The sequence below is a fragment of the Rhizobium leguminosarum genome (genome assembly GCF_010668065.1).
Classification (GTDB): domain Bacteria; phylum Pseudomonadota; class Alphaproteobacteria; order Rhizobiales; family Rhizobiaceae; genus Rhizobium; species Rhizobium leguminosarum_S.
The window spans coordinates 757,563-782,359 of record NZ_WUEN01000001.1 but is presented as its reverse complement, the minus strand read 5'-3'; the positions used below and the strand labels follow the sequence as shown (position 1 = coordinate 782,359).

Here is a 24,797-nt window from a genome sequence, read left to right as displayed (position 1 = left end):
TGTTCAGGCCCCCGTCTCGCGATGCGAGGAAGCGACAGGCTTTGACTCCGGCGACCCCTTAAAGCGCAGGAAGATCGACAGAACGACGACGACCGCGGTTGACAGAAATTCAGACTGCCAGTTCTGCAGGGATTCGAACCAGAACCGCGCACTGGCAAGATGGTGGACCATGGTGACTGGAGGCTGGCCGTGTATCAGCGCCTCGGCGCTTTCGGCTTCCGCACTGTAGCGAAGATGCAGCAAAAAGGTTACAAGAAACAGCATGCCAAGTGCGATCCCCAACGAATAGGAATAGAGAAATCTTGTGAAGCCGCCAACGCGGACTGGCCACGGCACATCTGGGTCATTGTGCCTTGAGGCAGGGTCCTCATCCTGCTCGGCAGGCTCGTCCGGGTCCTTGGATTCAGCCGATCCTCGCTGGAAGAGAAAAGCGGTCAGCATCACGTAGGCCGACATCTGCAAAAATTCGCTTTCCCAGTTCTCAAAAAGCGATGAAAGGAAATGCCCGGACGCCGCGTAGGCTGCCAGTCCGATCTGCGCAGCACCATGGTCGGCGAGTTCGTCATAGTAGACAAAATAACCCGTTACCAGCATGCCACCGATCGTCAACAGCGATGCCGTTGCGAGAATGATCGACAGTCCGTTGTCGCGTAAAGTACGCATCATGTTTCCCTCTTCCGAGATACTGCTTCGCAGTAACCCCTGATCGGGAATTACGTTCCCACTTATGCGGTCGTGCGGCGCCGGCCCTCGTGGGTGGTTCCGTGCCGTTGATGATCGCCCAGACCAGGTCATATGCTCAGGTTTCCGAACCGAAAGCGTGCGATGTTCCAGAGCTGTTGAGGTTCAACGCGAGTTTATGACTGCGGCGCAAGCGTAGATCATTACTGAGAAAAATCAGTCCGTTCTCGGTCTCGGCAGAACCCTTTGGAGTGGTTCTCTCCGAATGGTCGCCTTGAACCAGTTCGAACTACCGACCCGTTGAATCTCAGCATTGAGAACGAAGCCTAGCTCGTTGGCAAAGTGTTTGGCCATTCGTGCGCGCCATGGAGGACGCGAAGGATACGAACCGCTGTTTCGGTGATTGCATACGCTGCGACGCCCTCCCGTCCGACAGCGAAATGCCGGCTGACAGCCGGAAGTTCCATCACGGCGTTCGCCCAGCCATTTACGAGGAAAAGCGCGCTTATGCCAGACCTCGCCCCACCCGAGGCGAGATCATCGTTTCTACTTTAACTGGCAACGAGACGTGCTGGCCGAGCCGGATGCGTTCTCGGCTTTCTCTTCCACGGGGCAAGGATGGACGGCATGCCGGCTTCGAGGCAGGCCGCCACGAAGGCCTCGCGCGCGACGATGCTGGCAATAGCCCCGTTGAGAGCGCCACGGCACGTCTTCACCGCGCGTTCATGGCGCTCTCCATGACGCAGTGGCGGACTGATATGAGGCGAAGGCCTTGGCAAAGCATTCCTCACGTCGGGGCAATGGGACGATGTACGGCTGATTGGCGCGGCGGCCCTCCTCCGGTTCCGGATCAGGAGAAGGCTCCTCGCCAGGAAAGCGAGCGGGGTCCGGTTGCGGGGGGCACGATCGGCTCGAATGGAACGGACATGACGCGAACCTATAACCGAGGCCGTCGGCAAGCGAAGTTTGAAGCGTCGAGGACTTGAGATCGCTATCGTACCAGGTCACGGCAGCCTGCGTGTCGACGTCGAAGGCGCTCTTGCCGTACCAGGTCAGGTGCCGTCAAAGCCATAGCCTGTGGTGTCGATGTCGCCCTTGCCGAAGCGCGAGGAGATGTCGGACGAAGCGGTGTTCACATGGAAGCTGATCCCGCTGATCAGGGCACCTCCCCCGCTTTCACGTGCCGGTGGTCGAACGTTCCGGCTCGAAGTGCGAATGCGTGCCGTCGACGCGTGTCCAGATCCCGGTGGCGGCGGTGTTGGCGTGGCATGTCGTCCGAAGGCCATCGGAGTGCAAGGTCGCGACCGCGTCGGATTCGCACCAGCACCGTCAAGGAATACGAGTGGCGACGGAGAACCGATTTCAATTCGATGCAGCGGATGGCCTGCCGGAAGGCAGTCCGCGTCGCGCAATCTTCCGAACTACGGTTTTGAGACTCACGGGCGTCGACATGACTAGGCCGGATCGAGCCGCCTGCGCTATCGACGTCTCGATGAAGTCGGCATCGATCTCGGACGGGTCGATCGGCGCATAGTCCAGACCATTCGCCGTAGGCATAAGAAGCCCTACGCGCAGGTCAGGCTTAAGTCGCTTCAGTCGTCGAACGATCTGACGAGCGCGAGACTTCGAATTGCCGTTTAGATATATGACGATCGCCGTGTCGACCCTGTCGATGGGAAAAGCGAGAGATCCTCGCGCGGCATGGTCGGAATATGATGACGTCGTGGACGTTGCTCCCTGGACCTCCAGCACCTGCGAAAGCATCGCGGCGGCCGCATCGTCCAGACCGCCGCGGCCTCCGATGCACAATAAGGAGCGGCCCTGGCCATCGGGAAGTTCCAGTTCGGAACCCGTTTCGAGACCGGCATCCGATGCGGTCTCGTCCTCGTTCTCCTCCTCCTCTGCAATGTCCGACAGGTTCTCCACCAAAGACAGCGAGCTGGACGCCACCAGAATGATCTGGTTTTCTGACAATACGCCGCGCTGACGGTCGGTCTCGCCAAGCAGGAGCGCAGGAAGGCCTACATTGTCGTAATAGTCGACGAGATATTCCTCTTGCAGGAACTCCTCGGCGTTGTCGGAGGCTTCGTTCGGATCGCCCGCGAGCAGACGCTGGTAGAGCTTCTCGTGAGGCTCCAGAACCGGCTCGTTGCCAAGCAGGACATCGAGGACGCCGAACTGGGGGACATGTCTTCCGAGCACGACCAGACAAACAGTCAAAGGCGTCGAGAGCATCAGTCCCAGCGGCCCCCATAGCCACGACCAGAAGATCGCCGAAATAATGATCGCCAGAGGCGAAAGACCGGTGTTGGCCCCGTAGAGCCATGGCTCGAGCACGTTGTTGCTGATCAGTTCTGTCGTCAGATAGAGAGCGCCGACCCAGACCACGAGAGACCAGCCAGGCGCGATTGCGAGGGCCAGAAACAACGGAAGGATCATGCCGATAATCGCGCCGATATATGGCACGAACCGCAGAACAAGTGTGAGCAGCCCCCAGAGGATGGCGTTCGGAATGCCGAGCGCCCACAGGCCCATGGAGATCGGCACTGCGTAGAGCGTGTTCACCACCAACTGCATCAGCAGGTATCGCCCGACCCGCTTGCCTGCGTCCTGGAGAGCCGCGGTCGTCCGGTGAAGGTCTCCCAAACCAACCAGCCGGATGAAACGGTCGCGCAGGTCTTCTCGCTCGAGCAGCATGAAGATCACCAGCACGACCACGAGACCAGCGGTCGCGAACGGGCTGATGAGCGGCAGAAGAAGGTTGCCTAGCGTCTGGATCGGATCGGAACGTGTCACGATCTCGACTGGCATCGGTTCGCGAGTCGTGGGCGTCTGGGCGGTCGGGCTCTTGCTTTCGATGGCCCGCGTCTGGATCTCGGCGCCGACGCGTTCGACCGCTCTGCTCAGATGGTCGAGGACGCCGTTTCCGGCGCCCGCTTGGGCGAGGGAATGAACCTTGTCGACCAGGTTTCTTTGATAGGTGGGGATGTTCTCCGCAAGGTTCGTCACCTGCGTCGCCACGACAATGCTGAATACGGCGATCGCGCAAAACGCCGACACGACTGCGAGAAGAACAGCGGCGATCTTTGGAACGGAGCGCTTGCGAAGGAAAGAGACGATCGGGGCCAGCGTGAACGAAAGGAGAAGCGACAGCGCGAGGGGAACGAAGATCTCCTGGCCCAGCCGGAGGATGACGGCCACTCCAATGAGGATCAATATCGTGCTGCCCGACAGCTTGCTGCGAAGCTCCCCCTCTGCAAGTCGATAGGGTTCGCCGGTCGGCGCCTTGGTGGTCTTCGAAAGTTCCGCGCTGCTCACCGCCCACCCCTATCTTCAAAGGAAAACCTATGCGCTCGACATGGATGGAGGCGCACATCGTATGCGTAAGTGCTCAGTCATATCGCAGGCTGGCCTTCAGGTCTCCGAGGTCGCCCTTATCACAACGACGGCAAGGGCAACGCCGATCGTGGACGGCAGAAATGCCTTCACTGCGACCGCGACGGCGTTTCGTCTGCAATCACATAACTTGTCTCCTCGCACTCCTCAATTCGATGGGGTGCGATCATTACCTTGAGCACCCGCCTTGAACGCATCGACCTCCGTGATCAGGCGATCCTTAACCGCGTCGTGGGCATCTGACGCGACCAATGCGGCCTTTTCGTAGACCTCCGAGGCGACCTCTTTGCTTTGGTCGACAACATCCAATGCCTCGGCGGTGAGCCGCTCTTTCGTGGAATCGGCGGCGTCACCGAGAAATTCGTCTTCGGTGTCGGTGTGCGGCAACGCCGCGCCGATAGCCGCGCCCACCGCAAAAGCTAATGCACCGCCGACCAGCGGCTGATCGCGAAACTGGGTAAGGATCGCCTGATTAAGTTTGGTGGTTTGTTCCTGGAGGCTTGTCGCCGCCGAAGAAGATCGGTCAGACACCGAGCCGGCAACTGCACTTGCGGCGTCTTTTGCCTGCTCCCATCTCTCCGCTGCCCAGCCCGTTGCCGCGTCGAACATCGCACCCACCTCGTCGCTGATCTGATCGATCTGCGTGCCGCTGGCGTCCGCAAACCCACGGTAGGTCTTGCCAGCTTCGTCGACGAAGTGACCAGCACGGCGTCCGGTTTCATCGGTCAGCGCTTTCAGCCTCTTGCCGGAGCTGTCCGCGAAATGGCTGTAGCGCATTCCGTTTTCGATCTCGGGAGGGCCAAGACGGCGGACCGGTCCGTTCACCGGATACAGGGGATACTCAGCCGCGGTCCGGGAACTGGCAGGCACATTTGAAGAGGAGGTTCCCTTTGCCATCAGCCAGGCTAGGCTCACCCCCATCAACGCGACAGGCAGGGGATTTTCCTTGAGGGCTTGGCCAAGGTTGCTGACATACTCTCCCCCACCACTGTTCTTTGCATAAGCCAAGACCTCATCGATCAACTGGCCTGGCGACATTCGCTCCTGAATGGCGTCGATGCGATCTCCGATCCGCCGGCGATCTTGATCGATCTCCTGCTGAAGGTCAGCAGATGTTCTTCCAACTGTCGTTTCCATCAGATCTTCTCCTTGACAACATTGGCATCACGGCGAAGCGAGGTCGCGGTTCGATCCAATTTCAAGTTGCTTCCACGAAGTGCGGCCAGGCCACGGGAAACCAACGCCCACGCGATGACTGCAATCACGACCCCGACGATTAGGGACGCGAGGGCACTGGCACTTGTCTCTGTAAAACCCTCGGTCACCAGGAACGCCGCAAGCCCCCCAACGAGGGCGCTCAACAGGACGCCGACAGCGCCAATCGCCAGGACAAGCCCGAAAACAAGCACTTCGACACCGCGAAGCACCTGCGAGAACTTTTCGGACGCCTCGGTCTTGGCGAGATCGATTTCCTTGCGAAGCAGCCCCGTGACATCGGCCACGAGACCGCCAACGAGCTCTGAGAGTGGGGTACTATCGACAGACTTAACCATTGATTTCTCCTCCCGCCGCCGATGACCCCGAGCGTCCAACTGCAACGGTTTGGCCAATCGCTTCCGTGGGCGATCGCTTGGCGGAGGCGGTCAAAAACCTGCTCGCACTCAAGCCCGCAAGTGCCGCAATTCCAAGGAATGCTAGCGGTTGCTTGCGGCCGAATTCCTCGGCCATCACCGCGATTTCGCCGAGGTCCTTGCCTTCCATTCGTTTGGCCGCGGTCTGGACGCTTCGTCCGATCTGCCTGGCATACCGTCCGACCTCTGGCTGGTCGGATGCCTCCAGTTCCGCGCCGACCTTCTCAAGCGCCGTCGCGATGCCGCCAACCTGGCGGGCTGCGAAGTAGGTTTGCTCGGAAATAGCCTCGTTGACCTTTTCGACGGCGGTATCGGCGCCTTCCTTTATGGTGTCTCTGGCCGCGGTGACATCATCGGCCAACTTAGATTTCAAGTCCGCGAGTGAAGGCTCCGCCTGCGGGGGCGCAGGCGCTCTTGGAGATGGCGTGGATGTTGGCGATGACGGCTTTGGCGGGCCATTTAATTCTGTGAATTCGCTTGGCACTGTAGCCTCCCATGGCTTAACAAAAGCGGCCTTGGCCGCAATCCTAAACCTCGACTGGAGGCCTTTGTTCCCAGTCCTGAGCGCTGTCGCTCTTTTTGACATTTGACGTCTCCCGCGAGGGCGCGAAGAGCGTTCCCAGGCCCTGATGCGGTCTCTCCCTTCTAACCTCAAGAAGGTAAGCGACTTATAACGAAGACCTTGAAGAACTTCGAGGAGTTGCTGCGCGAAGCACGCGTTCAGTTTCCAGTCCTGAAAGCTTTGGCGACATCGGACGACGAAGCGCGGAGCGAGGCCATTTCCCGGATTGCCGGTGGCACAACATTGGGTGCGGGGGATGTATCCGCCATCCGGGCCAATCTTCGAAAAAAGTCGTTCGCGCAGGAGTCTGTCACAGCCGGCTTCCAGAGCTCGTCGAAGTCGGCGCGTCGCAGAGCGGTGGATAAAGTCCGTGTAGTCGACGGCGCCACTAACTCGTCTTCCCAATCAGAAGGCGATACTGACGCTGCGTCATCGTCGGGAGATCGATCCGCCTCCGTTGGCGCCATCGACCGACGACATGACTGCGGATCCAGGGGGTCGAATTGGTACCCGGATTGATCTCAGCCGCTAGCGCTTTCTTTTCCATAGTCACATCGGAGGCCATTACCTTCAGCCCGCGGATAATTCCACGGTAAGAGTTCCACGATTCGGCTCTGCTTGGTTGACGATGCCGGTGAGCGTGGCAGTGAGATACGCAAACGGTTTGAGGGACGCATTGATTGATGTCTCACCTCGGCACTGACATCGACGAATTATTGCGAGTGAGTCGGACTTCGGTCCGATGGTAGACAGCAATCTCTCTGCTAATTTCCGTTCCGCTGAGCTGCAAAACTCAGCACGAAAAGGGTGTCTGCCCCTGATCCGGAGCACCCTTTTCAAACTCGCTTTGGGAAGGCCCGCATTAAACCTTGGCACCAATGGTTCGCGAGCGGCCAGTCGACCAACAAGTCCCTTCTGCAATCATCGCCTGCGAACAAATGGCGGAGCGAAAGCGGTGTGCCGCTCACACTTCCGAAATTATTTAGGCTCCAACAGGCATGCGGTTCTGCCACCCGATACCGGGTTATCGGGCAACCCCGCTCATTGTGCCATGACCGGTTCGGGGAATTTCCATTTTCCTTCCCGAATTTCGGTGTGCGGCCAGTAGAGCCGGACGGTGTAGTTCCAGCCCGGCATGATTGGGAGGCAGTTAGGCGACGAGGTCGAATCCGCTTCGACCGGACGGCGGCCGCCCGAATCCTCGACGACCTCCGGCACGTCGCGTCCGGTACAGGGCGATCTTCAACCGACGCAGACGCCGGCGGACACCGCTGCGGAGGTTTCACAGGTTACGGGGTGGCACTGTCACAGATTGGGTGCACTCTCGGCGTCCGGGAAACGCACAAAGACTCCAAAGAGTTGCGTCTGTTTCTTTTAGCTTGATCTGCCGGCACGACAGGACGCCCCGCGCGGCATCAGTTCGCGGACGTGTGACCAAAGGAGCCCGAGGTCATACGGCTTAGGGAGAAATCTCGCGCCCGCTGGCAGGACGTCTGGGCCAGCATGGTATCTGCCCGAGGTGACAAGAATGCCGATCTCTGGATAGACGTCTGCCACGAGCTTCGCCAGGTCGACGCCCGTCAGGCCACCGGGCATGTCCACGTCGGTGAAGACGACGTCGATCTTCCGGCTCGACAGGATCCCAACCGCTTCGAGGACGGAGCCCGCCTCATAGACCACGTAGCCGTCATCTTCGAGAACGTCGACAGCGACGAAGCGAATGAGCGCTTCATCCTCCACTACCAGGACTGCTTTCTGCATGGAGCCGCCTCTCCTACCTCTTTAACGGACATGATTCAGCGACCACGAAAGTCAACGACGGATAGATAAGAAAATGCTAAATAATGCAGTGGATACCCGCGAAGTTTTGATTGACGGCGACTCTCCGAACGGATCCTCGGACTTCAGTCGGAAGTGACAGGCACTGTCGTTTTCGATACTCTTGCGCTGCCCCAGAAGGAGAAACATGCCTACGATCCTCATCCTTGAAGACGAACCTTTCATCGCGATCGATATCGAAACGGTTCTGGAGGGATGTGGCCAGCGCAGCTTCGTAACGCTCTCGGCCGGTTCGGACGCCGTTTCCTGGCTGAAGGAAAACGCGCCGTCCGCCGCGATTGTCGACCCCCGCCTTTTGGACGGCGTCTGCACTGCCGTCGCGCGGCATCTCGTCGATTGCGGCATTCCGTTCATTGTCTATTCGGGCGAGACTGAATCCGTTTCCGAGTTGGAGCCAGCGTTCGCAGAAGGTCATCTTCTGATGAAGCCGGCTTCGCCTGAGCAGCTTGTGGAAGCCGTCGAGACGGCCTTGTACGGGTCCGACCGTCGGCGTAAGTCCGGGACATGACGACACGTTATCTCTGGACGTTGGAACGCGAAGGCCGGTCGACCCGCAGCGGCCTCGACACGGTCGAGGAAATCATATCGATCATCGAGACCGAGGACGTTCCCGGTGCCATGCCGGCAGACTGGGTGGTCTCGTTCATGCGGAGCGATGCCGATCAGGACGGATCAGCAGCTCACGAATCTCCGCTGGGCTGGACGCTGCGTCTGCAGCAGATGGCTGCCTAGTTCGCCTTACGGCCGACTTCTCGTAGCCTTCCTTCTATCAGCTCGCCATCTTCATTTCTGACATGTCGTCCGGAAGGACGTGCATCCCTGCGGCATGGGCCGCCTTCACGAACGCATCGCGGGCGATCTCCGGATCGAGGTAGAGTTCCATCGCGTCCAGCGACGTCGCAAGCGCTCTGTGAAATTCGGCCGACTGCTTGCCGCTGGAAGGCCAGCTTACACTAAGCAGAAGTCCTGCAAGTTCATCGACGGTGTGCGCCTGTCGGTACCGGGCGAGACCTTCGATCTCGACGTGAAGCGGTCGGATGGGAACTTGGATCTGGGAGTTGTTCATGACGCGAGACCCTACTGGACGTGTAGCGAATCAAAGCGTGAACATTGATTCGGTTCCGTGACGATGCGAATCAGGGAGACAAAAAGGCGTCGGCCTCGGCCAGCTCGACGAGCGACGCCGCCGGAACCTTGGATCGCCGCCACATGTCGTCATCTGCAGTCGCCTGGCCTCTCACCATGCGCATCCCCAAGCGGACCGCGTGGCGGTCGGTGTTGTCGATCCTCTCGAGCGTGCAGTCCCATCGCGACCGATTGATGCAGACGGGCCTGATTTCGACGCCGTGCTTCGCGGCATCGCCAACGATTTGAGCCGGCGCATAGAAACCCATCGGCTGGCGGTTCAACAGCGCTGCGCAGAAGACGTCCGGAAAGTGGCATTTCACATAATTGGACGCGTAGGCGATGAGCGCGAAGGAGGCCGCGTGGCTCACCTCCTCCGCAGCCCGTCCACCTAGGGTCATGGCGACGTGGTCGAGATACCCTTGCCTATCCCAGAGGAGGTCGTCTGCTGAAAGTGCGCGAACCCCAGCGGCTGCGAGGCATACGCCTCCCAAGACTCGGTTACGGTGTTCAAATGGCCGACCCCCAGTCGAATTCCGACGACGGCGTGCCCGGCCTCGTGTACCGCGACCATTCTACGTCCGCCGCCCGAGATACTTTTTGGCGCGAGAAGGATGACCATAACGTCTTCGATGGAGACCGGCCGCCCTGCTCTCCGGGCAGCTCTCCTCGCTTCACGGCCGGCCCTCTCGAAGTGTGCTCCAGCGAACCCTACAGTCGCCGCCGCGATCGCTTCGACGTCACCGTCGGACAGGTCGTGGCCGAAATAAATGCGCGAAAGGAGCTTGCGCTCTTCGCCGTCCGGCAGCGAGATGCTGATGTGACGGTCGAGACGTCCCGGCCGCAGCAGGGCGGCGTCGATCGCGTCGGGGTAGTTCGTCGCTCCGACGATCACGACGCCGTCGAGCCGAGTGTGACCGTCGATCATCTCCGAGGTGGAACTCGACGTCCGGTCTCGCGTGAAGGTTGCGCGGCTTGAGCGGACGCCCTGAGGTCATGTCGCGGCCTCCTTTTCTAGGACGGACCATCAGTCAATTTGCGATTTGTGGTTTAGGGCAAGCAGTGTAGACTCGGCCAATGGCCTAACTTCTCAAAAATTATTTCAAGCCGCCCCACGATTATTGCTCTCCAAGATGAAATCATCCCTCAACCATATGCCTCTTCGCAAACAGCGAGAACTCGGGCGAGTTCTCGAGATCCTCCATGAGGAATTCGAGGATGCGCTGAAAGAAGGCACGGCTGATTTCAAGAAGCGCGGCAGGATCCTAAAGATCATCCTATTCGGCTCCTACGCCAAGGGCGGATGGGTCGATGAACCTTTCACGATGAAGGGATACCGCTCTGATTTCGATCTGCTGATTATCGTCAACAACCGCAAGCTCTGCGAGTTCGCCGAATACTGGCACAAGGCCGCCGACCGGCTGATCCACGAAGCCTCGATCGAAACACCAGTGAGCTTCATCGTCCATTCCAGGCGGGAGGTGAACTCCTACCTCAAGGAAGGGCAGTATTTCTTCTCCGACATTCGCAAGGAAGGCATCGTTCTTTACGAACTCGACGATGAAGCGCTTCCCGAGCCGGCACCACTCTCGCCGGCAGATCGACTACGGGTGGCGAAAGAGCACCACTCGGATCGGTTTTCGCTCGCGCAGGCATTTTTAAAGGGATTTCGGTTCTACGTGAGCGAGAAAGAACTCCGCGTGGCGGCTTTTGAGCTTCATCAATCGATCGAGCAGGCCTTTTCCTGTGTCCTGCTTACACTCACTAATTACGGCCCGCCATCCCACAACATCAAGTTCCTCCGCTCGCTTGCCGAGGAGCAGGACCGAAGACTAATCGAGGCCTTTCCTCGCGATCAGCACAAAGAACGTGCCTGGTTCAACACGCTAAACGAAGCTTACGTGAAGGCACGGTATTCCGCGCATTTCGAGATCACCGAAGAAGCCCTTCTTTGGCTTGGGGAGCGAACGGCCGACCTACTTGAGTTGGTCAAAACCGTATGCTCCGAGCATTTAGAAAAGCTTGAGCGAAACAATGCCTAGCTTTGGCCCGCGAACCGCCCAAGCCTCTAGGATGCGGTTCCAAGACCGAACAAGTCCACAGGGTGTATGTCGCCGGTCGCCTTGAACGAAATGGAACCTGCCGCCGTAGCCCGCCTTTCGATCTCAATCTTTCGTTTTCAAGGGAGAGCAAAGGGGAATCCGCTTGTCCTGGACTACCTCTTCTGGCTGCGCTTTAAAATTGATACCTTTTCCGAAAAGTCGAAGGCTTTGAGCATGCACCGCGCCTTCAAATACAGCCGTTCGCAGGTGAACGGCGATAGGCATCATGGCCTCTAATAGTTGCCGCGCGCGCAGCGAGTCGGAGAACTTCGGCACAAAGTTTCAATTGACCGTTCCCGATCGCGAGGCGACACTTGCAACCTGCAGCGAGGCAGGAGGAAAAACGATGGACGACACAGACCGCTGGCGCGACATGGCAAGCGCACCGAGAGACGGTAGCCGGATCCTCGTCACGATCCGCCCGTCCGAACAGGGGCCGGCGGAAGTTGACCTCGCCTATTGGTCGAATGGCGATCAGTTCGCTGCAGAAGGCTGGCGCGCCTCGGATTCCTCGCCCGGGCACATCATCGAATATGCCGAGCCGGAATTGAAGTGTTGGATGCCGATGCCCTCGGCCAATCGCACCTCGATGCCCTCCCCTTGGGAAGGCGACGATGAGCAGGAGCTCTACGGGTCGGGGATTTAGGAAATCACGCCCCGATTACATTAGTTCCTGCCTCAGCAAACAGGTCCAGATTGCCGTCCGCCACGACTGCGGCGCGACGAAGTCGCCTGATCAAATTGAGGTTCAACCGTATAGCCTTTTGTTTTTATGCATGTCGTTGTCCCGGAACCGCTGCACACTTCCGGGCGACATGCATTAGGCACTTAGGCTGCGCGCACCCTGTCCCGGCCGCTTAACTTGGCAGCATAGAGTGCCTGATCGGCGCGTCGATAAAGGTCCGACGCGCTGTCTGACGGGGCACAGGCGGCGATGCCGGCAGAACAGGTGTAGCTGAAGTCGGGAGATCCCGGCAGAGGCCGGGAGAAGCGGATCACCGTCAGCATGCACTCGACGATAGCAATGGCGTCTTCCGGACCGGTTGCCGGCATCACGAGCAGGAACTCTTCTCCGCCGACCCGCCCGAAACAATCGTTGCGGCGAACATTCTGATGAATGCGATGCGCAAAATCGCGCAGGACGACATCCCCGGCCTGGTGACCAAGCCGATCGTTGATGTGTTTGAAATTGTCGATGTCGAATACCGCAAGGCATCCGTTGTTTCCGTGCTCAGCGGCCACCAGCATGTCTTCGACGCGGGCCATCACAAAGCGGCGGTTGGCGACACCGGTGAGTTCGTCGGTGTAAGACGCCTTGATCGCCTGATCGCGATCTTGCCGGACAGTCCTGCCATGCGCTCGCAGACTGGTGATGTCGCTCGCAATGCACAACATCCAACCGTTCTTCTGGACAGCCTCGGTCATCCAGAACCATCGGCCATCGTAGAGGTCCGTCTCGAAAGCGCGATAGCCGATCTTGCCGCGGCGCGACTGTGTCGAGCGCAGCCACTCGTCGAAATTGCTCGTCCGAATGACTGTGCCGCGCCCCAGCTCGAAATTGCGCCACATGAGATCCGGCCAGAGTGGAGTTTCATCCGGCTCGATGAAATAGACCGAACGAAAGGCGCTGTTGGCGTATCGCAGCCGGTCATGACCATCGTAGACGGCAATCAGCGTTTCGGTGCGTGCGGAAAGGTGCAGAAGCTGTTCGAATATCTCGTCCATACCGAACCCTGTCTGGTTGCCTTGGTATGAGATGGCGCAGAAACCCTATGAGAAAAGAGCCGGTCAGCAAGCAAAGGCGCCTCGAGTGATTACGGAAACGTCAACGAGATGCCGTTTTCAATCGTGATTGGACATCGGCTGCGACCTGAGCGACGCTGTTTTTGGGAGGCGGACCATCTATTTTTCCGGAGATAGGAGGCCGAAATGGAACAGTACGCATTAGACCAGTTGAAATCCATCGCAACGGTCAGCCCGACCTGCAAGCGCCTTGAAATAACGCGGCGCGAACGGCTTGAACGCTGGGCCGAAAGTCTCGAACGCAGCCCCAGGCCGTTTCTGAAGACGCTTCACGAAACCGAATATCAGCCGATGGCCGATCGGCTTGCTCTCAGGGATGACGGCACCCCGATCTCCGTTGCATTCGCTGATCCGATTCTGCGCGCGGCAGGAATGGAAAATGACAGCTATGGCGAAGCCAAACGGTTCTTCGAACTCAGCGATGAGCAATTGCACGACCTTGTCTGCTTCTGCCATTTCGGTGAACGCGTCAGCGCGGCAGTCGTCGCTCGCCGTTTGCGGAAGATGTCAGGCTCCAAACCAGACGGGTTTTTCGCTCAGCTTCGTGCGTGGTTTGCCTGATTGAGGCCAAAGGCCACCATCTGACGTGCCGGTCGGGGATGCATCGATCCCCGTCGGGTCGTTGCTCCTGCGGCATCGACTATCGCTGACATTTTGAGGGGCAGATTTCTGAAGCAGTTGGTTCCTGCTGGTGAGCAGGAACCAGGTTTTCTGCGCTGGCCGACTACGCCCCCTAGGGACTTGCGTCAGGGCGTTCACCAGCAGCACCCACATCTATGTCAGCGTGCTGGGGAAAGATGCCTCGCCGAGCGACTATCCAGACAGAGGCTTGAAGAGGCCGTATCGCTACTTACCGCCAGCTAACCACGCGCTTGCCATTGTAGGTGATTTAACGGAAAATCCTCGGCATGGCCCTTGAGGCCTGGGCAGCCTGCCATGATCGGAGAACGCCGTGCCTCTGAAAAACCTTTTGGCCGCAGCAGCAATCGTCTTCATGACACTCGCAGGATGCGCAACTAGCGGATCGGACAACACAACCTATGCACAGCCGCAGGGGATAGGCCCAGTTCGCGGTGAGATAGGCGGTTACTAGCCCATCGAGAGTGTTTCGCCCGCTTTAGAAACACGGCCTGGCTGTTTACGTCGAACCAACCTCGGCGCTCGATCCGATATCATCGTCGCTGTCCGCGGAGGAAGGCATGACGATGATGCTGGGCCGCAGCCGACGTGACAAATGCAGAGGCGTCGGTTCCGTGCGACAGTAGCGCTTTAAGCCTCAATATTGTCGAGCATCGAATTCCTCAATCGTTTCCGGGTCCTGCTTATATTCCCATTGCACACCGTTCAGCCGGCGCCAGATTGTCCCGATGGGTTTCGGCCGGCGGCGTCGACGAGTGGCACCGGGAGGAGTGACTCGTGCTTGTGCCAGAGTGTGACGTCAGTGACGCTAGCCTGCTTGGGCTTCCGGAACAGGTTAAAAAGGAGTGCGAAGTCCATGGCCGATTTTCCCCAAGGGATCCGACTATAGGGACTTTTTGGGTACTTTCAGGTACAATAATTTTGGGAACCCGACGCGCGGAAAATATCGGCGCCGCTGCTCACGAGTAGCATGCGTCATAGATCGAACAAAGGTCAGCTAGGGGCCCGATTGCGAACGCAGCAAAGAGGCCTCTGAGGTAGCACAGACGTCTCCAATTCTAGAAGCGCCTACACATCCGCGTTGTCGTTGAACGGCAGTCCGCGAGTTCTCCATTCGTCCCTCAGTATATCTTCCAGGTCCTCGACCGTGAATTCGTCGAAGTTTGCCCAGAGCTGCACGGCCAGCGCCTTCAAATTCGACGTTGTTTCTGAGTCAGCTTCGGCCGCCGCGGCAAGCCGATAGACTTCCTGGCGGAGTGCATCGCTCTCTGTCATGTCGCTCCTCATGGCACTGCGCCAGCGCCTCCTGTTCGATGGCAGGCAACGAACAAGGAATCCCTAAGGTTGTCGCAGGATGCCGGCCTCCTTCGCCGCAGCCTCAAACGCAGCTCGCGCTTCCGCACCGGGAACAACGCCATTCGCCGCGTCCAGGCATACCTTCCGCGCTGTCGCGTAGCTCGCGCTTCTGTTGTCGGGCCAGTATTTCTTCAAAAATGCGACCGCCTCTCGAGCGCTCCTGACGACGTGAAAACGATCATCTATCTTCAATTCGACGTTCGCATCCCAGATGCTGATCATGGCGTCCTCCGTGGGGCAGGCTTCCCACAAACGTATATTAGGAAGATCTGTTCCAAGCGGACGATCCGGCCGGAATTTTGGCAGCAGCTTGAGGCTCTTTCGTTTTAACCCAACAACCGCTCGCGATAGCCGTCGCTGTTGCGCTGCGTCCTACCGCCGTGCTTCGATGCTTCGCCTTATCTTCGGTTAAGCGCCTTCGATTCGGCTCTGAAGGTGCATTCAAGAAAGTGGTGACAGGATGTCGATCCGGCCATGCGAGTCACGTCCCCAAATCGCAAAAAGCCCCATCCCCACGCAAAGAGCCCCGCGGTTGTTGCCACCGCGGGGCTCCTTGACGCCTTACCTGGGAGAGTAGGTCAGGCGGCCTGTACTTTGCGGGCCGTGCGTGCCCATTCGGGCAGCCAGTCGCCGTGGGTGGCGAGCAGATCGTCGACCAGCGACCAGATCTGGTCGAGGTCGAGTTCGGCTGCCGTGTGCGGGTCCATCATCGCGGCATGATAGATGTGCTCGCGATTCTCGGTCATCAGCGCCTGCACCGTCAGTTCCTGCACGTTGATATTGGTGCGGATCAGCGCGGTCAGCTGCGGCGGCAGGTCGCCGATGAAGGTCGGCTGGATGCCGGAGGCATCGACGAGGCAGGGCACTTCGGCGGCGCAATTGGCAGGCAGCGAGGTGATGCAGCCATTGTTGCGGACATTGCCGTAGATCACCGAGGGTTCGCCGGTCCAGACCGAATTGATGATCGACGAGGCATATTCCTTCGACGGCTGGACTTCGATCTTGTCGGCTGAACGATAGGCCTCGGCCTGCCCTTTCCAGCGCTCGATCTGCTCGATGCAGCGTTTCGGATATTCATCGAGCGGAATGCCGAATTTCTCGATCAGGTCCTCGCGCCCCTCCTTGATGAAATAGGGCGTGTATTCGGCGAAATGCTCCGAGCTTTCGGTGACGAAATAGCCGAGCCGCGTCAGCATCTCGTAGCGCACCTTGTTCGGGCAGCGCGGGTTCCAGCCGGGCTTCGGCGCCCTGCCCTCGCGATAGGCGCGCAACAGGTCGGGATAGAGGTTGCGGTAGGACCCGTCGGCCTGGCGATGCTCGAATTTGAGGTAGAAGGCCATGTGGTTGATGCCGGCCGCGCGGTAACGGATTTCGTCGTAGGGGATGTCGAGGTCGTGGGCCAGTTCCATCGCCGTGCCCTGCACCGAATGGCACAGGCCGACCTGGCGGATGGTCGGATATTTCTCCGATATCGCCCAGGTGTTGATCGCCATCGGGTTGACATATTGCAGCATGATCGCCTCGGGGCAGACCGCGAGCATATCTTCGCAGACCTTCCAGAGATGCGGCACGGTGCGAAGCCCGCGCATGATGCCGCCGACGCCGAGCGTATCGGCGATCGTCTGGCGCAGCCCGTATTTCTTCGGCACTTCGAAATCGGTGACCGTGCAGGGTTCATAGCCGCCGATCTGGAAGGCGACGACGACGAAATCGGCGCCCGAAAGCGCCTTGCGCTGGTCGGAATAGGTCTCGGCCTTCGCCTTCACGCCAAGCGTCGAGATCAGCTTGTTGACGACGATGGCGCTTTCTTCCAGCCGCTGCGGATTGAGATCCATCAAGGCGATGGTCGCACCCGACAGGGCCGGACGCTGCAGCACGTCGCCGACGATGTTCTTCATGAAGACGGTGGAGCCAGCTCCGATAAACGTGATTTTGGGATTTCTTGCCATTATAACCTCCGGCATTCGGCAATCATGCTACCTCGAAAGCGGCCTTGACGAGCCGTTCGGTGTAAGCGGTCTTGGGATGGGATAAAACTTCGTTGACGGGACCCTCTTCGACGATCTTGCCATGCTGCATGACGATGACGCGATGGCAGAGCGCCCGGACGACCTTGAGATCGTGGGAGATGAACAGGTAACTTAAGCCCCGCTCGTCCTGCAGCTTGCGCAGCAGTTCGATGATCTGCGCCTGGACGGAAAGGTCGAGCGCCGATGTAGGCTCGTCGAGCAGGATGAATTCCGGCTCCAGCGCGATGGCGCGGGCAATCGCGATGCGCTGGCGCTGGCCGCCGGAAAATTCGTGCGGGAAGCGCGACAGGATATTGCCCGGCATGCCGGCGGCGATCAACGCTTCGCGCACCCGGTCCTGCCGTTCGCCCTTGGTCGCGCCCAGCCTGTTGACGACAAGCCCCTCCTCGATGATCTGGCCGATCGTCATGCGCGGATTGAGCGATGAGAACGGATCCTGGAACACCACCTGCATGCGGGCGCGCAAGGGCCGCATCTCGGCCCGGGAGAGGCCGTGGATCGGCTGATTGTCGAAACGGATCTCGCCGCTGTCGGGTGTGTTCAGCCGCAGGATCGCCTGGCCGAACGTCGTCTTGCCGGAGCCGGATTCGCCCACAAGTCCGAGCGTCTCGTGACGGCGCAGCGTCAGGTCGAGGCTGTCGACGGCGACAAGCTCGCGCATCGCCGGCTTCAGAAAGGTACCGTGACGCATCATGAAGGAGACGCGCACGCCTTTGGCATCGAGGATGACATCCGAGCCTTCGGGCAGCGGATTGGCCTGGCCACGCGGCTCGGAGGCGAGCAGATGCTTGGTATAGGCGTCCTGCGGGTTGGCAAACAGCGCTTCGGTGGTGTTGTGCTCGCGCACTTCACCAAGCTGCATCACATAGACGTAATCCGAGAACTGCCGCACGACGGTCAGGTCGTGGGTGATGAGGATGACGGCCATCCCCAGTTCCTTCTGGAGGTTGCGGATCAGGTTCAGGATCTGCGCCTGCACGGTGACGTCGAGCGCCGTCGTCGGCTCGTCGGCGATCAGCACATCAGGATCATTGGCAAGCGCCATGGCGATCATCACGCGCTGACGCTGGCCGCCGGAAAGCTGATGCGGATATTGCATGAGCCGCGCGGCGGGATCGGGGATCTGCACATGTTCGAGCAGTTCGAGCGCGCGCTTTTGCGCATCCCTCTTGCTGATCCGGCGATGGACGCGGATCGCTTCGACGATCTGGCTGCCGATCGTATAGATCGGGTTCAGCGAACTCATCGGCTCCTGGAAGATCATCGAGATGCGGTCGCCGCGCAGCTTGCGGCGCGCCCGCTCGGAAAATTTCAGGATGTTGCTGCCGTCATAAGCGACCGTCGATTTCTCGGAGACGACGGCGCGCTTCGACAACAGCCCCATCACCGTTCGCGCCGTTACCGATTTGCCGGAGCCGGATTCGCCGACGATCGCGATCGTTTCGCCGCGATAGAGCTGGAAGGAGACGTCTTTGACGGCTTCGACCATGCCGTCCTCGACCTTGAAATTCACCGCCACATTGCGGGCGTCGATAACAGGCGTGTCCGAACGGCCATCATGGTCGTGGCGGACGGGCGGGGCGAAGGAATTGACCAGTGCAAGTGCCATATCAATCACCTCAATAAGGATCGACTGCGTCGCGCAATCCGTCGCCGAGCGCGTTGAACGCGAAGACGGTGGCGAGCACGAAGCCGACGGGAGCGAGAATCCAGGGATAGGAACCGATGACCGAATAGGTCGCCGTATCCTGCAGCATCAGCCCCCAGGAGATCAGCGGCGGCTTGACGGCGAAGCCGAGGAAACCGAGGAAGGATTCCAGGAGCACGACGCTCGGTATGTGCAGCGTCACCGCGACGATGACGTGGCTCATTACGTTCGGGAAGATGTGCTGCATGATGATGCGCGTGTCGGTGGCGCCGACGGCCATGGCCGCCCGGACATAATCGATGCGGGCGAGCGCCAAGGTCTTGCCGCGCACCTCGCGCGACATTTGCGCCCAGCCGAGCGCCGACATGACGACGATGACGAAGGCAAGGAAGACATTGGTCGGCGCCGTCACCGGGATCAGCGAGGTCAGCGCCAGATAGAGCGGCAATTGCGGGAAGGCCAGCACCAGGTCGACGAAACGCTGCAGCCAGACATCGAAGGTGCCGCCGAAGTAACCCGACACCATGCCGACGGTCGTGCCGATGATGGTGACGATGAAAACCACGGTCAGGGCGATGGTCAGCGAGATGCGGGAGCCGATGATGGCGCGCGACAGCACGTCGCGGCCGAACTTGTCGGTGCCGAGAAAATGCACCGGCTGGCCGTCGGTCGATCCAAAGAAGTGCCGGTTGGCGGGGATCAGGCCGAAAAGCCGGTATTCGGCACCCTTGACGAAGAAGCTGAGCAGCCGCGGATTGTCGTAGTCGATGCCGACGATCGGCTGGAAGGTGACCGGATCGAGCTCTTCGGAATCCGACAGCGCATAGACGCGCGGCTGGAAGACGAAATTGCCATCCTTGTCGTGGAAGCTCATCACCTGTGGCGGCGCGAAGCCGACATCGGTCGCCTTCGGATCCATCGGCGCAAAGAAATCGGCAAAGATCGCCATGAGGATCAGGAGCACGACGAGCACGAGCCCGGCCATGCCGGTCCAGGAGCGCCTCAACCGGCGCCAGACAAGGGCGATATAGCTTTCATGCCCACGCGATGGCTTGGTCACGATGTCGGTTGTCGGTGGCGTCGCGGAAGAGTCGAAAGCAAGCATCTCAGGCTCCTCCATATTGGCGGACACGCGGATCGAGAAGAGCGAGCAGCATGTCGGCGATGATGTTGCCGACGATCAGCGTCGCCGACAGCACCATCATGAAGGTGGCGGTGACATAGACGTCGCCGACCGCCATCGAGCCGACGATCGCCGGACCGACGGTCGGCAGCGCGAAGATGATGGCGGTTTCGATCTCGCCGGTCAGCATGTAGGGAAGCACGACGCCCTGGTACATCACCAGCGGGTGCAGCGCATTCGGCACCGCATGGCGCATCACCACGGCTGCGCCGGAAAGCCCCTTGGCCTTGGCCGTCTCGACATATTGGGCGTTCAGCGTATCGAGCAGATTGCCGCGCATCACCCGCATATTGTAGGCGAGCCCGCCGAAGGTGGCGATCGCCACGACCGGCCAGACATGGTGGACGAGATCGACGAATTTCGCCCAGGACCATGGCGCGCCGCCATATTGCGGCGAGAAGAAGCTACCGATCTCGGAAACATTGAGCTGGAAGACCAGGAGATAGACGATGATCAGCGCCATCAGGAAGCGCGGCACCGTCATGCCGAGGAAGGAAATCCCCGAAAGCAGGCTGTCGATCCAGCTGTACTGGCGGGTCGCCGCCCAGATGCCGAAACCGATGCCGAGCACCGAAGCAAAGAGATGGCAGACGAGCGCTAGAAGCAAGGTCCTCGGCAGGCGTTCGCCGACGACATCGGCGACCGGCTTGTTGTAGAACATGCTGTATCCGAAATCGCCGCGCGTCACGATGCCGCCGATCCAGTTGACGTATTGGACGACCAGCGGCTTATCGAGCCCGTGTTCGACGCGGTAAGCCTGCGCCTGCGCTTCGGCCTGCGCATAGGACGCGCCGCCCTGGTTGATCAGCTGGGAGCGGATGTAATCGGCGTAGTCGCCGGGCGGGGCCTGGATGATCGCAAAAGTCACCACGCTCAGAATGAAGAGAATGGGTATCGCGGAGGCTATGCGCACGAGCAGGAATCGTAACATCGGACGGTTCGCTTCTCCTTGCCGCCAGTCGCTCCTTGTCAGCGCGGCCGGCTTGTTGGTTTTGCCCGGCCGCGCGCTGCACGCGCGGCCGGAAGCTCACTTCAGCTGGGAGGGAGCTCTCCAGCGCGTCGCATCACATGCGACGCGCTTTGACTCTTTGTTTCCGGGCGGCATGCATCAGTTGATGGGACCCTTGTCGCCGGGCTTGCCGGGCAGCTGTTCGGGGAACAGCTCGTATTTGCCCTGCTTGTCGGCGGCCACCCACAGGCGTTCGCGGATCACCGAATCTTCAGCCCAGTTGAACATCATGATCGGCGTACCCTGGGGCACGTTGGAGAACCGCTTGTTGACGATCAGGGCGCCCGGATATTCCGTCAGGCCGACGGTGTTGACGTGCTCCGTCGAGATCTTCTGATACTGCTTCATCAGATCGACGCGCTCGTCGTTGTTCTGGCTCGTCCTGAACTTGTTGACGACATCGATGAGCTCCTTCTCGAAGGGCATCAGATCGAGCTGGTCATCCTTGCCGGCACGATGATGCCAGCTGGTGCGCGGACCGACAGGAGCAAGCTGTTCGGTATTCTGCACCACCGACGACAGTTCCGTCGTGTTGCGCTGGATCAGCCAGTCGAAGCGGCCGGCATAATGGGCGTCGTCACGCTTGGCGCCGTCGAGCGCATTGATGACGATCTTCAGCCCGAGTTTCTCCATCTGGCCGACGACACCTTCGGCAAGGCTCTTGTCGGTCGTGTACTGATTGTTGATCAGCATGACGATTTCGACATCCTTGCCGCCGAGCGTGCCGGCCGGGAAGTTCACGATGCCGTTGCCGTCGGTGTCCTTGAGGCCGGCTTTGGCGAGTTCCGCCTTGGCGCCCTCGAGATCAAAGGGATAGTAGACGGTCGAGTTGCGGTCGTAGAAGCTGGTGCCGGAGGAGAGCCCGCCGGGATAGATCGCGGTGAACGGCCCCTTGACCAGCGAGTCGCCGATCGCCTTGCGGTCGAGCGCCATGGTGACGGCCTTGCGGAAATCCTCGTTGCGGTTCAGCTCGCGGATCGCCTCACCGCGCTCGTCCGGGCTGCCCCAGCCGTTGGCGGAGAAGTTCATGCGGAGATTGTAGCCGATGAGACGCGGGCCGAAGGCGAGGCGGGCGGGCGCCGTTTCTTCCGCGGCACGCTTCAGCGAGGCGACGAAGTTTTCCGGCTGCTCGAGGTTGGAGAAATCGGCGGATCCCGCCACGGCCTGAACGTCGCGGTCGGCCCAGGTCGAGAGCTTGTAGTGCAGCTCGTTCAGATAGGGGAGCTGATCGCCCTTCTCGTCGACCTTCCAGTAATAGGGGTTGCGGCGCATGACGATGATATCGTCGGAACGATATTCCACAGGCACCCAGGCGCCCATGACCGGCATGTTCATGAACTCCGGCGGGAAAGCGTTCTTGAACTGGTCGTAGGTGTTCTTCGAATATTTCGGATGCTTCGGCTTCAGGATATGCGACGGACCCGGGCAGAAGTTCGGGTAGGACATCGTGTAGAGATATTGCTTCGGGAAGGCCTCCTTGAAGGTCCATTCGACGGTGTAATCGTCGACCTTCTTCAGCGTCGTTCCCACGCCGAAGGCTTCCGGCGAGGCGCCGCCGCCGAGCGGCGAGACATTCGGGTCGATGACTTCGTCTTCCCAGTAGAACATGATGTCGTCGGCGTTGAACGGCGCGCCGTCGGACCATTTGGCGCCTTCGACCAGGTGCATGGTCAGCTTGTGGCCGTCTTGCGACCAATCCCAGCTCTTAGCGAGGTTCGGCAGCGGCTCGGTGTCGGAGGCCTGCACCTGGAACAGCGGCGCGGTGCGCGTCAGGCATTCGGAAAGGCCGATATCAATGCCGCCCCAGCCCTGCGTCTGGCCGGCGCCATAGTTCCAGCCTTCCGGCCGTCCGCCGATGACGTGGCGCATCGTGTCGCCATAGACGCCGATGCCGTCGGGCATATTGCCGGTCTTGAAGACCAGCGGCTCCTTCGGCAGGCGATCCTTGACCGGCGGCAGCTTGCCGGTGGCGACGAAATTCTTCGTGACCCAGTCGGGCTCGTGATATTCGGGCAGCGCCTTGAACTCCAGGATGGAGTCGCGCGCCACATAGTTGATCTTGCCTTCGGCGGGAAAGTCCGCCGGTGCAGGTGGGATGGTTGGCTCGGAGGCATAGGCATTCAGCGCCGCGGCTGAGACGCTGAGCGCCAGTCCGGCCAGAATGCCTGCGTTACGGAAATTCATCATCGTTTCTCCCTCTTGTTCCGGAGCGCGATCACGCGGCTCCTTTTTCCTCGAACGACATGAAAGCGGGCCTGACGTCATGGATTTCCCTCCCGGAAACCCATGACGACCCATCCTTCAAGAACATCAGACGGCCTGTTTCAGCGCCGCCTTTTCCGCGCGCAGCTCCTCGATCGAGCGAACGTTGCGGCGTGCGGCCCCCGCCCAGTCGCGGGTCTGCACCTTCGATTTCGACAGCCGCTCCTTGGCGGCCGGCACGGCATGCGCATATTGCGGCAGCCAGCGCGCCTGGGCAACGACCATCTCGTCAACCATCTGCCAGACCTCTTCCGGCGTCGAGACGGCGCCGACCAGCGGGTCGTGCAGCACGGCCAGCTTCAAGAGGTCGATGTCGCCTGATATTGCCGCATGCACCGACATGCGCTGGACGTTGATCGAGGCGATGCAGGTGGCCGCACAAGCTTCCGGCAGGGTGACGCCGGAGACCATGTTGATGCCGAAGCGATCGACGAAGCCAGGCGATTCGATGATCGCATCGGACGGCAGGTTGGTGATGACGCCATTGTTCTTGACGTTGAAATGGCCGCGATAGACCCGGTTCGTCTCCAGCGCCTCGAGGATATGGCTGGCATGTTCGTTCGAGCGCTTGGCGGGATCGATCGGCTTTGCGGCGGATTCCAGGAATTGCGGATATTCCGTTTCGAACCAGTTGCGCGTTTCAGTGGAATGGCGGAGATAGCCGCCGGTCTCGCCGTGGATCCAGTCGGACATGTCGATCCAGCGGGTGATTTCGTCCGGCCGCTTGCGATACCAGGGCAGATATTCCGAGAGATGGCCGTTGCTTTCGGTGGAATAGACGCCGAAACGCTTCAGCACGTCGATGCGCAATTTCTCCTGCTGCGAATAGACGGGATGCGACTCGAAGGCGGCGATCAGCTCGTCCTTGCCGATCCTGCGGCCGTTGAGGCGCAGGTCGATGAACCAGGTCTGGTGGTTGATACCGGAGCAGATATAGTCGAGCTCGCTCAGCGACTTGGCGCCGAGCACCTCGGCGATCTGTTCGGCGCCATGCTGGACACCGTGGCAGAGACCGACGGTATCGACCTTGCCATATTCGATCGCCGCCCAGGTGTTCATCGCCATCGGGTTGGCATAGTTCAGGAATTTCGCGCCGGGCTCCGCGACCTCGCGGATATCCTTGCAGAAGTCGAGGATGACCGGGATGTTGCGCTGGCCATAGAGGATGCCGCCGGCGCAGATCGTATCGCCGACGCACTGGTCGATGCCGTATTTCAGCGGGATTCTGATATCGTCGGCATAGGCCTCGAGCCCACCGACCCGGACGCAGCTGATGATGTAGCGCGCGCCTTCCAGCGCCTGGCGTCGGTTGGTCGTCGCCGTCACCTTCGTCGGCAGCCCGTTCGCCTCGACGACGCGGTCGAGGATCGCCTTGATCATTTCCAGATTATGCTCGCTGAGATCCGTCAGCGCGAATTCGACGTCGCGAAACTCCGGAACGCACAATATATCGGTAAACAGCTTCTTGGTGAAACCGACGCTGCCCGCACCGATGATAGCGATTTTGAAACTCATGATCTTCACCTCGACC

Annotated in this window: 21 protein-coding genes and 6 pseudogenes; 5 read left to right on the top strand and 22 right to left on the bottom strand. The window is 59.9% G+C overall.

The window, feature by feature from the left end; translation table 11 throughout:
- Positions 1-3: 3 nt before the first annotated feature.
- The 9 genes and pseudogenes from GR198_RS03595 to GR198_RS03560 all read right to left on the bottom strand — a co-directional run bounded on the left by GR198_RS03595 (position 4) and on the right by GR198_RS03560 (position 8,031).
- Entirely contained in the window at positions 4-663 is a 660-nt protein-coding gene (locus GR198_RS03595; protein WP_131631489.1) for a DUF6766 family protein, read from the bottom strand.
- Between the two features lie 569 nt (positions 664-1,232).
- Positions 1,233-1,430, bottom strand: a pseudogene (locus tag GR198_RS03590) (DUF982 domain-containing protein); the annotation flags it as partial.
- 181 nt (positions 1,431-1,611) lie between these two features.
- Positions 1,612-1,968, bottom strand: a pseudogene (locus GR198_RS35645) (autotransporter outer membrane beta-barrel domain-containing protein); the annotation flags it as partial.
- A 75-nt stretch (positions 1,969-2,043) separates the two neighbouring features.
- Positions 2,044-3,999 carry an AI-2E family transporter gene (locus GR198_RS03585; RefSeq protein WP_077988553.1) on the bottom strand — a complete coding sequence of 652 codons (1,956 nt, stop codon included), beginning with the start codon at positions 3,997-3,999 and terminating at the stop codon, positions 2,044-2,046.
- Positions 4,000-4,224: 225 nt separating this feature from the next.
- A complete protein-coding gene (locus GR198_RS03580; RefSeq protein WP_164067488.1) occupies positions 4,225-5,214 on the bottom strand; it encodes a DUF3618 domain-containing protein in 990 nt (329 codons plus the stop codon).
- Positions 5,214-5,630 (bottom strand): phage holin family protein, encoded by a 417-nt coding sequence (locus GR198_RS03575; protein WP_077988551.1) that lies wholly within the window; start codon positions 5,628-5,630, stop codon positions 5,214-5,216. Before GR198_RS03575 ends, GR198_RS03580 begins: the two co-directional genes overlap by 1 nt.
- Positions 5,623-6,192: a nutrient deprivation-induced protein gene (locus GR198_RS03570; RefSeq protein ID WP_164067486.1), complete on the bottom strand. Its 570-nt coding sequence runs from the start codon at positions 6,190-6,192 to the stop codon at positions 5,623-5,625. The genes GR198_RS03575 and GR198_RS03570 overlap by 8 nt, the downstream gene beginning before the upstream one ends.
- 1,119 nt (positions 6,193-7,311) lie before the next feature.
- Positions 7,312-7,425 (bottom strand): annotated as a pseudogene (locus tag GR198_RS03565) (carboxylesterase); the annotation flags it as partial.
- Positions 7,426-7,644: 219 nt separating this feature from the next.
- A complete protein-coding gene (locus tag GR198_RS03560) occupies positions 7,645-8,031 on the bottom strand; it encodes a response regulator (RefSeq protein ID WP_164067484.1) in 387 nt (128 codons plus the stop codon).
- A 205-nt stretch (positions 8,032-8,236) separates the two neighbouring features.
- Here GR198_RS03560 and GR198_RS03555 point away from each other — a divergent pair, with 205 nt between their 5' ends.
- Both GR198_RS03555 and GR198_RS03550 read left to right on the top strand, forming a co-directional pair.
- The gene (locus tag GR198_RS03555; RefSeq protein ID WP_164067483.1) at positions 8,237-8,617 is read left to right on the top strand and encodes a response regulator; all 381 of its coding nucleotides are present in this window, start codon (positions 8,237-8,239) and stop codon (positions 8,615-8,617) included.
- Complete coding sequence (locus tag GR198_RS03550) at positions 8,614-8,841, top strand: hypothetical protein (protein WP_164067482.1); 228 nt, start codon at positions 8,614-8,616, stop codon at positions 8,839-8,841. Before GR198_RS03555 ends, GR198_RS03550 begins: the two co-directional genes overlap by 4 nt.
- A 37-nt stretch (positions 8,842-8,878) precedes the next feature.
- Here GR198_RS03550 and GR198_RS03545 read toward each other — a convergent pair whose 3' ends face one another.
- From GR198_RS03545 to GR198_RS03535, 3 genes and pseudogenes are all read right to left on the bottom strand, one after another.
- Positions 8,879-9,175 (bottom strand): DUF982 domain-containing protein, encoded by a 297-nt coding sequence (locus tag GR198_RS03545; protein ID WP_029875682.1) that lies wholly within the window; start codon positions 9,173-9,175, stop codon positions 8,879-8,881.
- A gap of 79 nt (positions 9,176-9,254) precedes the next feature.
- Positions 9,255-9,602 (bottom strand): annotated as a pseudogene (locus tag GR198_RS03540) (helix-hairpin-helix domain-containing protein); the annotation flags it as partial.
- A 29-nt stretch (positions 9,603-9,631) separates the two neighbouring features.
- Positions 9,632-10,195: pseudogene (locus tag GR198_RS03535) on the bottom strand (AAA family ATPase); the annotation flags it as partial.
- A 172-nt stretch (positions 10,196-10,367) separates the two neighbouring features.
- Between GR198_RS03535 and GR198_RS03530 the strand changes: the two are divergent.
- Both GR198_RS03530 and GR198_RS03525 read left to right on the top strand, forming a co-directional pair.
- Positions 10,368-11,276, top strand: coding sequence for a nucleotidyltransferase and HEPN domain-containing protein (locus GR198_RS03530; protein ID WP_164067480.1), 909 nt, complete (start codon positions 10,368-10,370; stop codon positions 11,274-11,276).
- A 406-nt stretch (positions 11,277-11,682) separates the two neighbouring features.
- On the top strand, positions 11,683-11,982 hold the full coding sequence (locus GR198_RS03525) for a hypothetical protein (RefSeq protein WP_130756168.1): 300 nt from the start codon (positions 11,683-11,685) through the stop codon (positions 11,980-11,982).
- A 182-nt stretch (positions 11,983-12,164) separates the two neighbouring features.
- On the opposite strand, the gene GR198_RS03520 is transcribed toward GR198_RS03525, so the two are convergent.
- The gene (locus GR198_RS03520; RefSeq protein WP_164067478.1) at positions 12,165-13,061 is read right to left on the bottom strand and encodes a GGDEF domain-containing protein; all 897 of its coding nucleotides are present in this window, start codon (positions 13,059-13,061) and stop codon (positions 12,165-12,167) included.
- Between the two features lie 204 nt (positions 13,062-13,265).
- Here GR198_RS03520 and GR198_RS03515 point away from each other — a divergent pair, with 204 nt between their 5' ends.
- Complete coding sequence (locus GR198_RS03515; protein WP_029872230.1) at positions 13,266-13,700, top strand: hypothetical protein; 435 nt, start codon at positions 13,266-13,268, stop codon at positions 13,698-13,700.
- 715 nt (positions 13,701-14,415) lie between these two features.
- Here the strand turns inward: GR198_RS03515 and GR198_RS35640 are convergent.
- The 9 genes and pseudogenes from GR198_RS35640 to GR198_RS03470 all read right to left on the bottom strand — a co-directional run bounded on the left by GR198_RS35640 (position 14,416) and on the right by GR198_RS03470 (position 24,781).
- A pseudogene (locus GR198_RS35640) lies at positions 14,416-14,636 on the bottom strand (hypothetical protein).
- 210 nt (positions 14,637-14,846) lie between these two features.
- Positions 14,847-15,053, bottom strand: a complete 207-nt coding sequence (locus tag GR198_RS03505) for a hypothetical protein (protein ID WP_164067476.1) — start codon at positions 15,051-15,053, stop codon at positions 14,847-14,849.
- 63 nt (positions 15,054-15,116) lie between these two features.
- Entirely contained in the window at positions 15,117-15,356 is a 240-nt protein-coding gene (locus tag GR198_RS03500) for a DUF982 domain-containing protein (RefSeq protein ID WP_017957910.1), read from the bottom strand.
- A gap of 356 nt (positions 15,357-15,712) precedes the next feature.
- Positions 15,713-17,083 (bottom strand): alpha-glucosidase/alpha-galactosidase, encoded by a 1,371-nt coding sequence (locus GR198_RS03495; protein WP_164067474.1) that lies wholly within the window; start codon positions 17,081-17,083, stop codon positions 15,713-15,715.
- Positions 17,084-17,105: 22 nt separating this feature from the next.
- Positions 17,106-18,773, bottom strand: coding sequence for an ABC transporter ATP-binding protein (locus tag GR198_RS03490; protein ID WP_164067473.1), 1,668 nt, complete (start codon positions 18,771-18,773; stop codon positions 17,106-17,108).
- Between the two features lie 10 nt (positions 18,774-18,783).
- Positions 18,784-19,917, bottom strand: coding sequence for an ABC transporter permease (locus tag GR198_RS03485; protein ID WP_164067472.1), 1,134 nt, complete (start codon positions 19,915-19,917; stop codon positions 18,784-18,786).
- 1 nt (position 19,918) lies between these two features.
- Entirely contained in the window at positions 19,919-20,926 is a 1,008-nt protein-coding gene (locus GR198_RS03480; protein ID WP_164024689.1) for an ABC transporter permease, read from the bottom strand.
- Positions 20,927-21,103: 177 nt separating this feature from the next.
- On the bottom strand, positions 21,104-23,191 hold the full coding sequence (locus GR198_RS03475) for an ABC transporter substrate-binding protein (protein WP_164067470.1): 2,088 nt from the start codon (positions 23,189-23,191) through the stop codon (positions 21,104-21,106).
- A gap of 123 nt (positions 23,192-23,314) precedes the next feature.
- On the bottom strand, positions 23,315-24,781 hold the full coding sequence (locus GR198_RS03470; protein ID WP_164067468.1) for an alpha-glucosidase/alpha-galactosidase: 1,467 nt from the start codon (positions 24,779-24,781) through the stop codon (positions 23,315-23,317).
- Between the last annotated feature and the right edge of the window lie 16 nt (positions 24,782-24,797).

Coding starts and splice junctions, on each gene's coding strand:
- GR198_RS03595 (WP_131631489.1), bottom strand. CDS start 663: ATGCGTACTTTACGCGACAACGGACTGTCGATCATTCTCGCAACGGCA.
- GR198_RS03580 (WP_164067488.1), bottom strand. CDS start 5,214: ATGGAAACGACAGTTGGAAGAACATCTGCTGACCTTCAGCAGGAGATC.
- GR198_RS03575 (WP_077988551.1), bottom strand. CDS start 5,630: ATGGTTAAGTCTGTCGATAGTACCCCACTCTCAGAGCTCGTTGGCGGT.
- GR198_RS03560 (WP_164067484.1), bottom strand. CDS start 8,031: ATGCAGAAAGCAGTCCTGGTAGTGGAGGATGAAGCGCTCATTCGCTTC.
- GR198_RS03555 (WP_164067483.1), top strand. CDS start 8,237: ATGCCTACGATCCTCATCCTTGAAGACGAACCTTTCATCGCGATCGAT.
- GR198_RS03550 (WP_164067482.1), top strand. CDS start 8,614: ATGACGACACGTTATCTCTGGACGTTGGAACGCGAAGGCCGGTCGACC.
- GR198_RS03545 (WP_029875682.1), bottom strand. CDS start 9,175: ATGAACAACTCCCAGATCCAAGTTCCCATCCGACCGCTTCACGTCGAG.
- GR198_RS03530 (WP_164067480.1), top strand. CDS start 10,368: ATGAAATCATCCCTCAACCATATGCCTCTTCGCAAACAGCGAGAACTC.
- GR198_RS03525 (WP_130756168.1), top strand. CDS start 11,683: ATGGACGACACAGACCGCTGGCGCGACATGGCAAGCGCACCGAGAGAC.
- GR198_RS03520 (WP_164067478.1), bottom strand. CDS start 13,061: ATGGACGAGATATTCGAACAGCTTCTGCACCTTTCCGCACGCACCGAA.
- GR198_RS03515 (WP_029872230.1), top strand. CDS start 13,266: ATGGAACAGTACGCATTAGACCAGTTGAAATCCATCGCAACGGTCAGC.
- GR198_RS03505 (WP_164067476.1), bottom strand. CDS start 15,053: ATGACAGAGAGCGATGCACTCCGCCAGGAAGTCTATCGGCTTGCCGCG.
- GR198_RS03500 (WP_017957910.1), bottom strand. CDS start 15,356: ATGATCAGCATCTGGGATGCGAACGTCGAATTGAAGATAGATGATCGT.
- GR198_RS03495 (WP_164067474.1), bottom strand. CDS start 17,083: ATGGCAAGAAATCCCAAAATCACGTTTATCGGAGCTGGCTCCACCGTC.
- GR198_RS03490 (WP_164067473.1), bottom strand. CDS start 18,773: ATGGCACTTGCACTGGTCAATTCCTTCGCCCCGCCCGTCCGCCACGAC.
- GR198_RS03485 (WP_164067472.1), bottom strand. CDS start 19,917: ATGCTTGCTTTCGACTCTTCCGCGACGCCACCGACAACCGACATCGTG.
- GR198_RS03480 (WP_164024689.1), bottom strand. CDS start 20,926: ATGTTACGATTCCTGCTCGTGCGCATAGCCTCCGCGATACCCATTCTC.
- GR198_RS03475 (WP_164067470.1), bottom strand. CDS start 23,191: ATGATGAATTTCCGTAACGCAGGCATTCTGGCCGGACTGGCGCTCAGC.
- GR198_RS03470 (WP_164067468.1), bottom strand. CDS start 24,781: ATGAGTTTCAAAATCGCTATCATCGGTGCGGGCAGCGTCGGTTTCACC.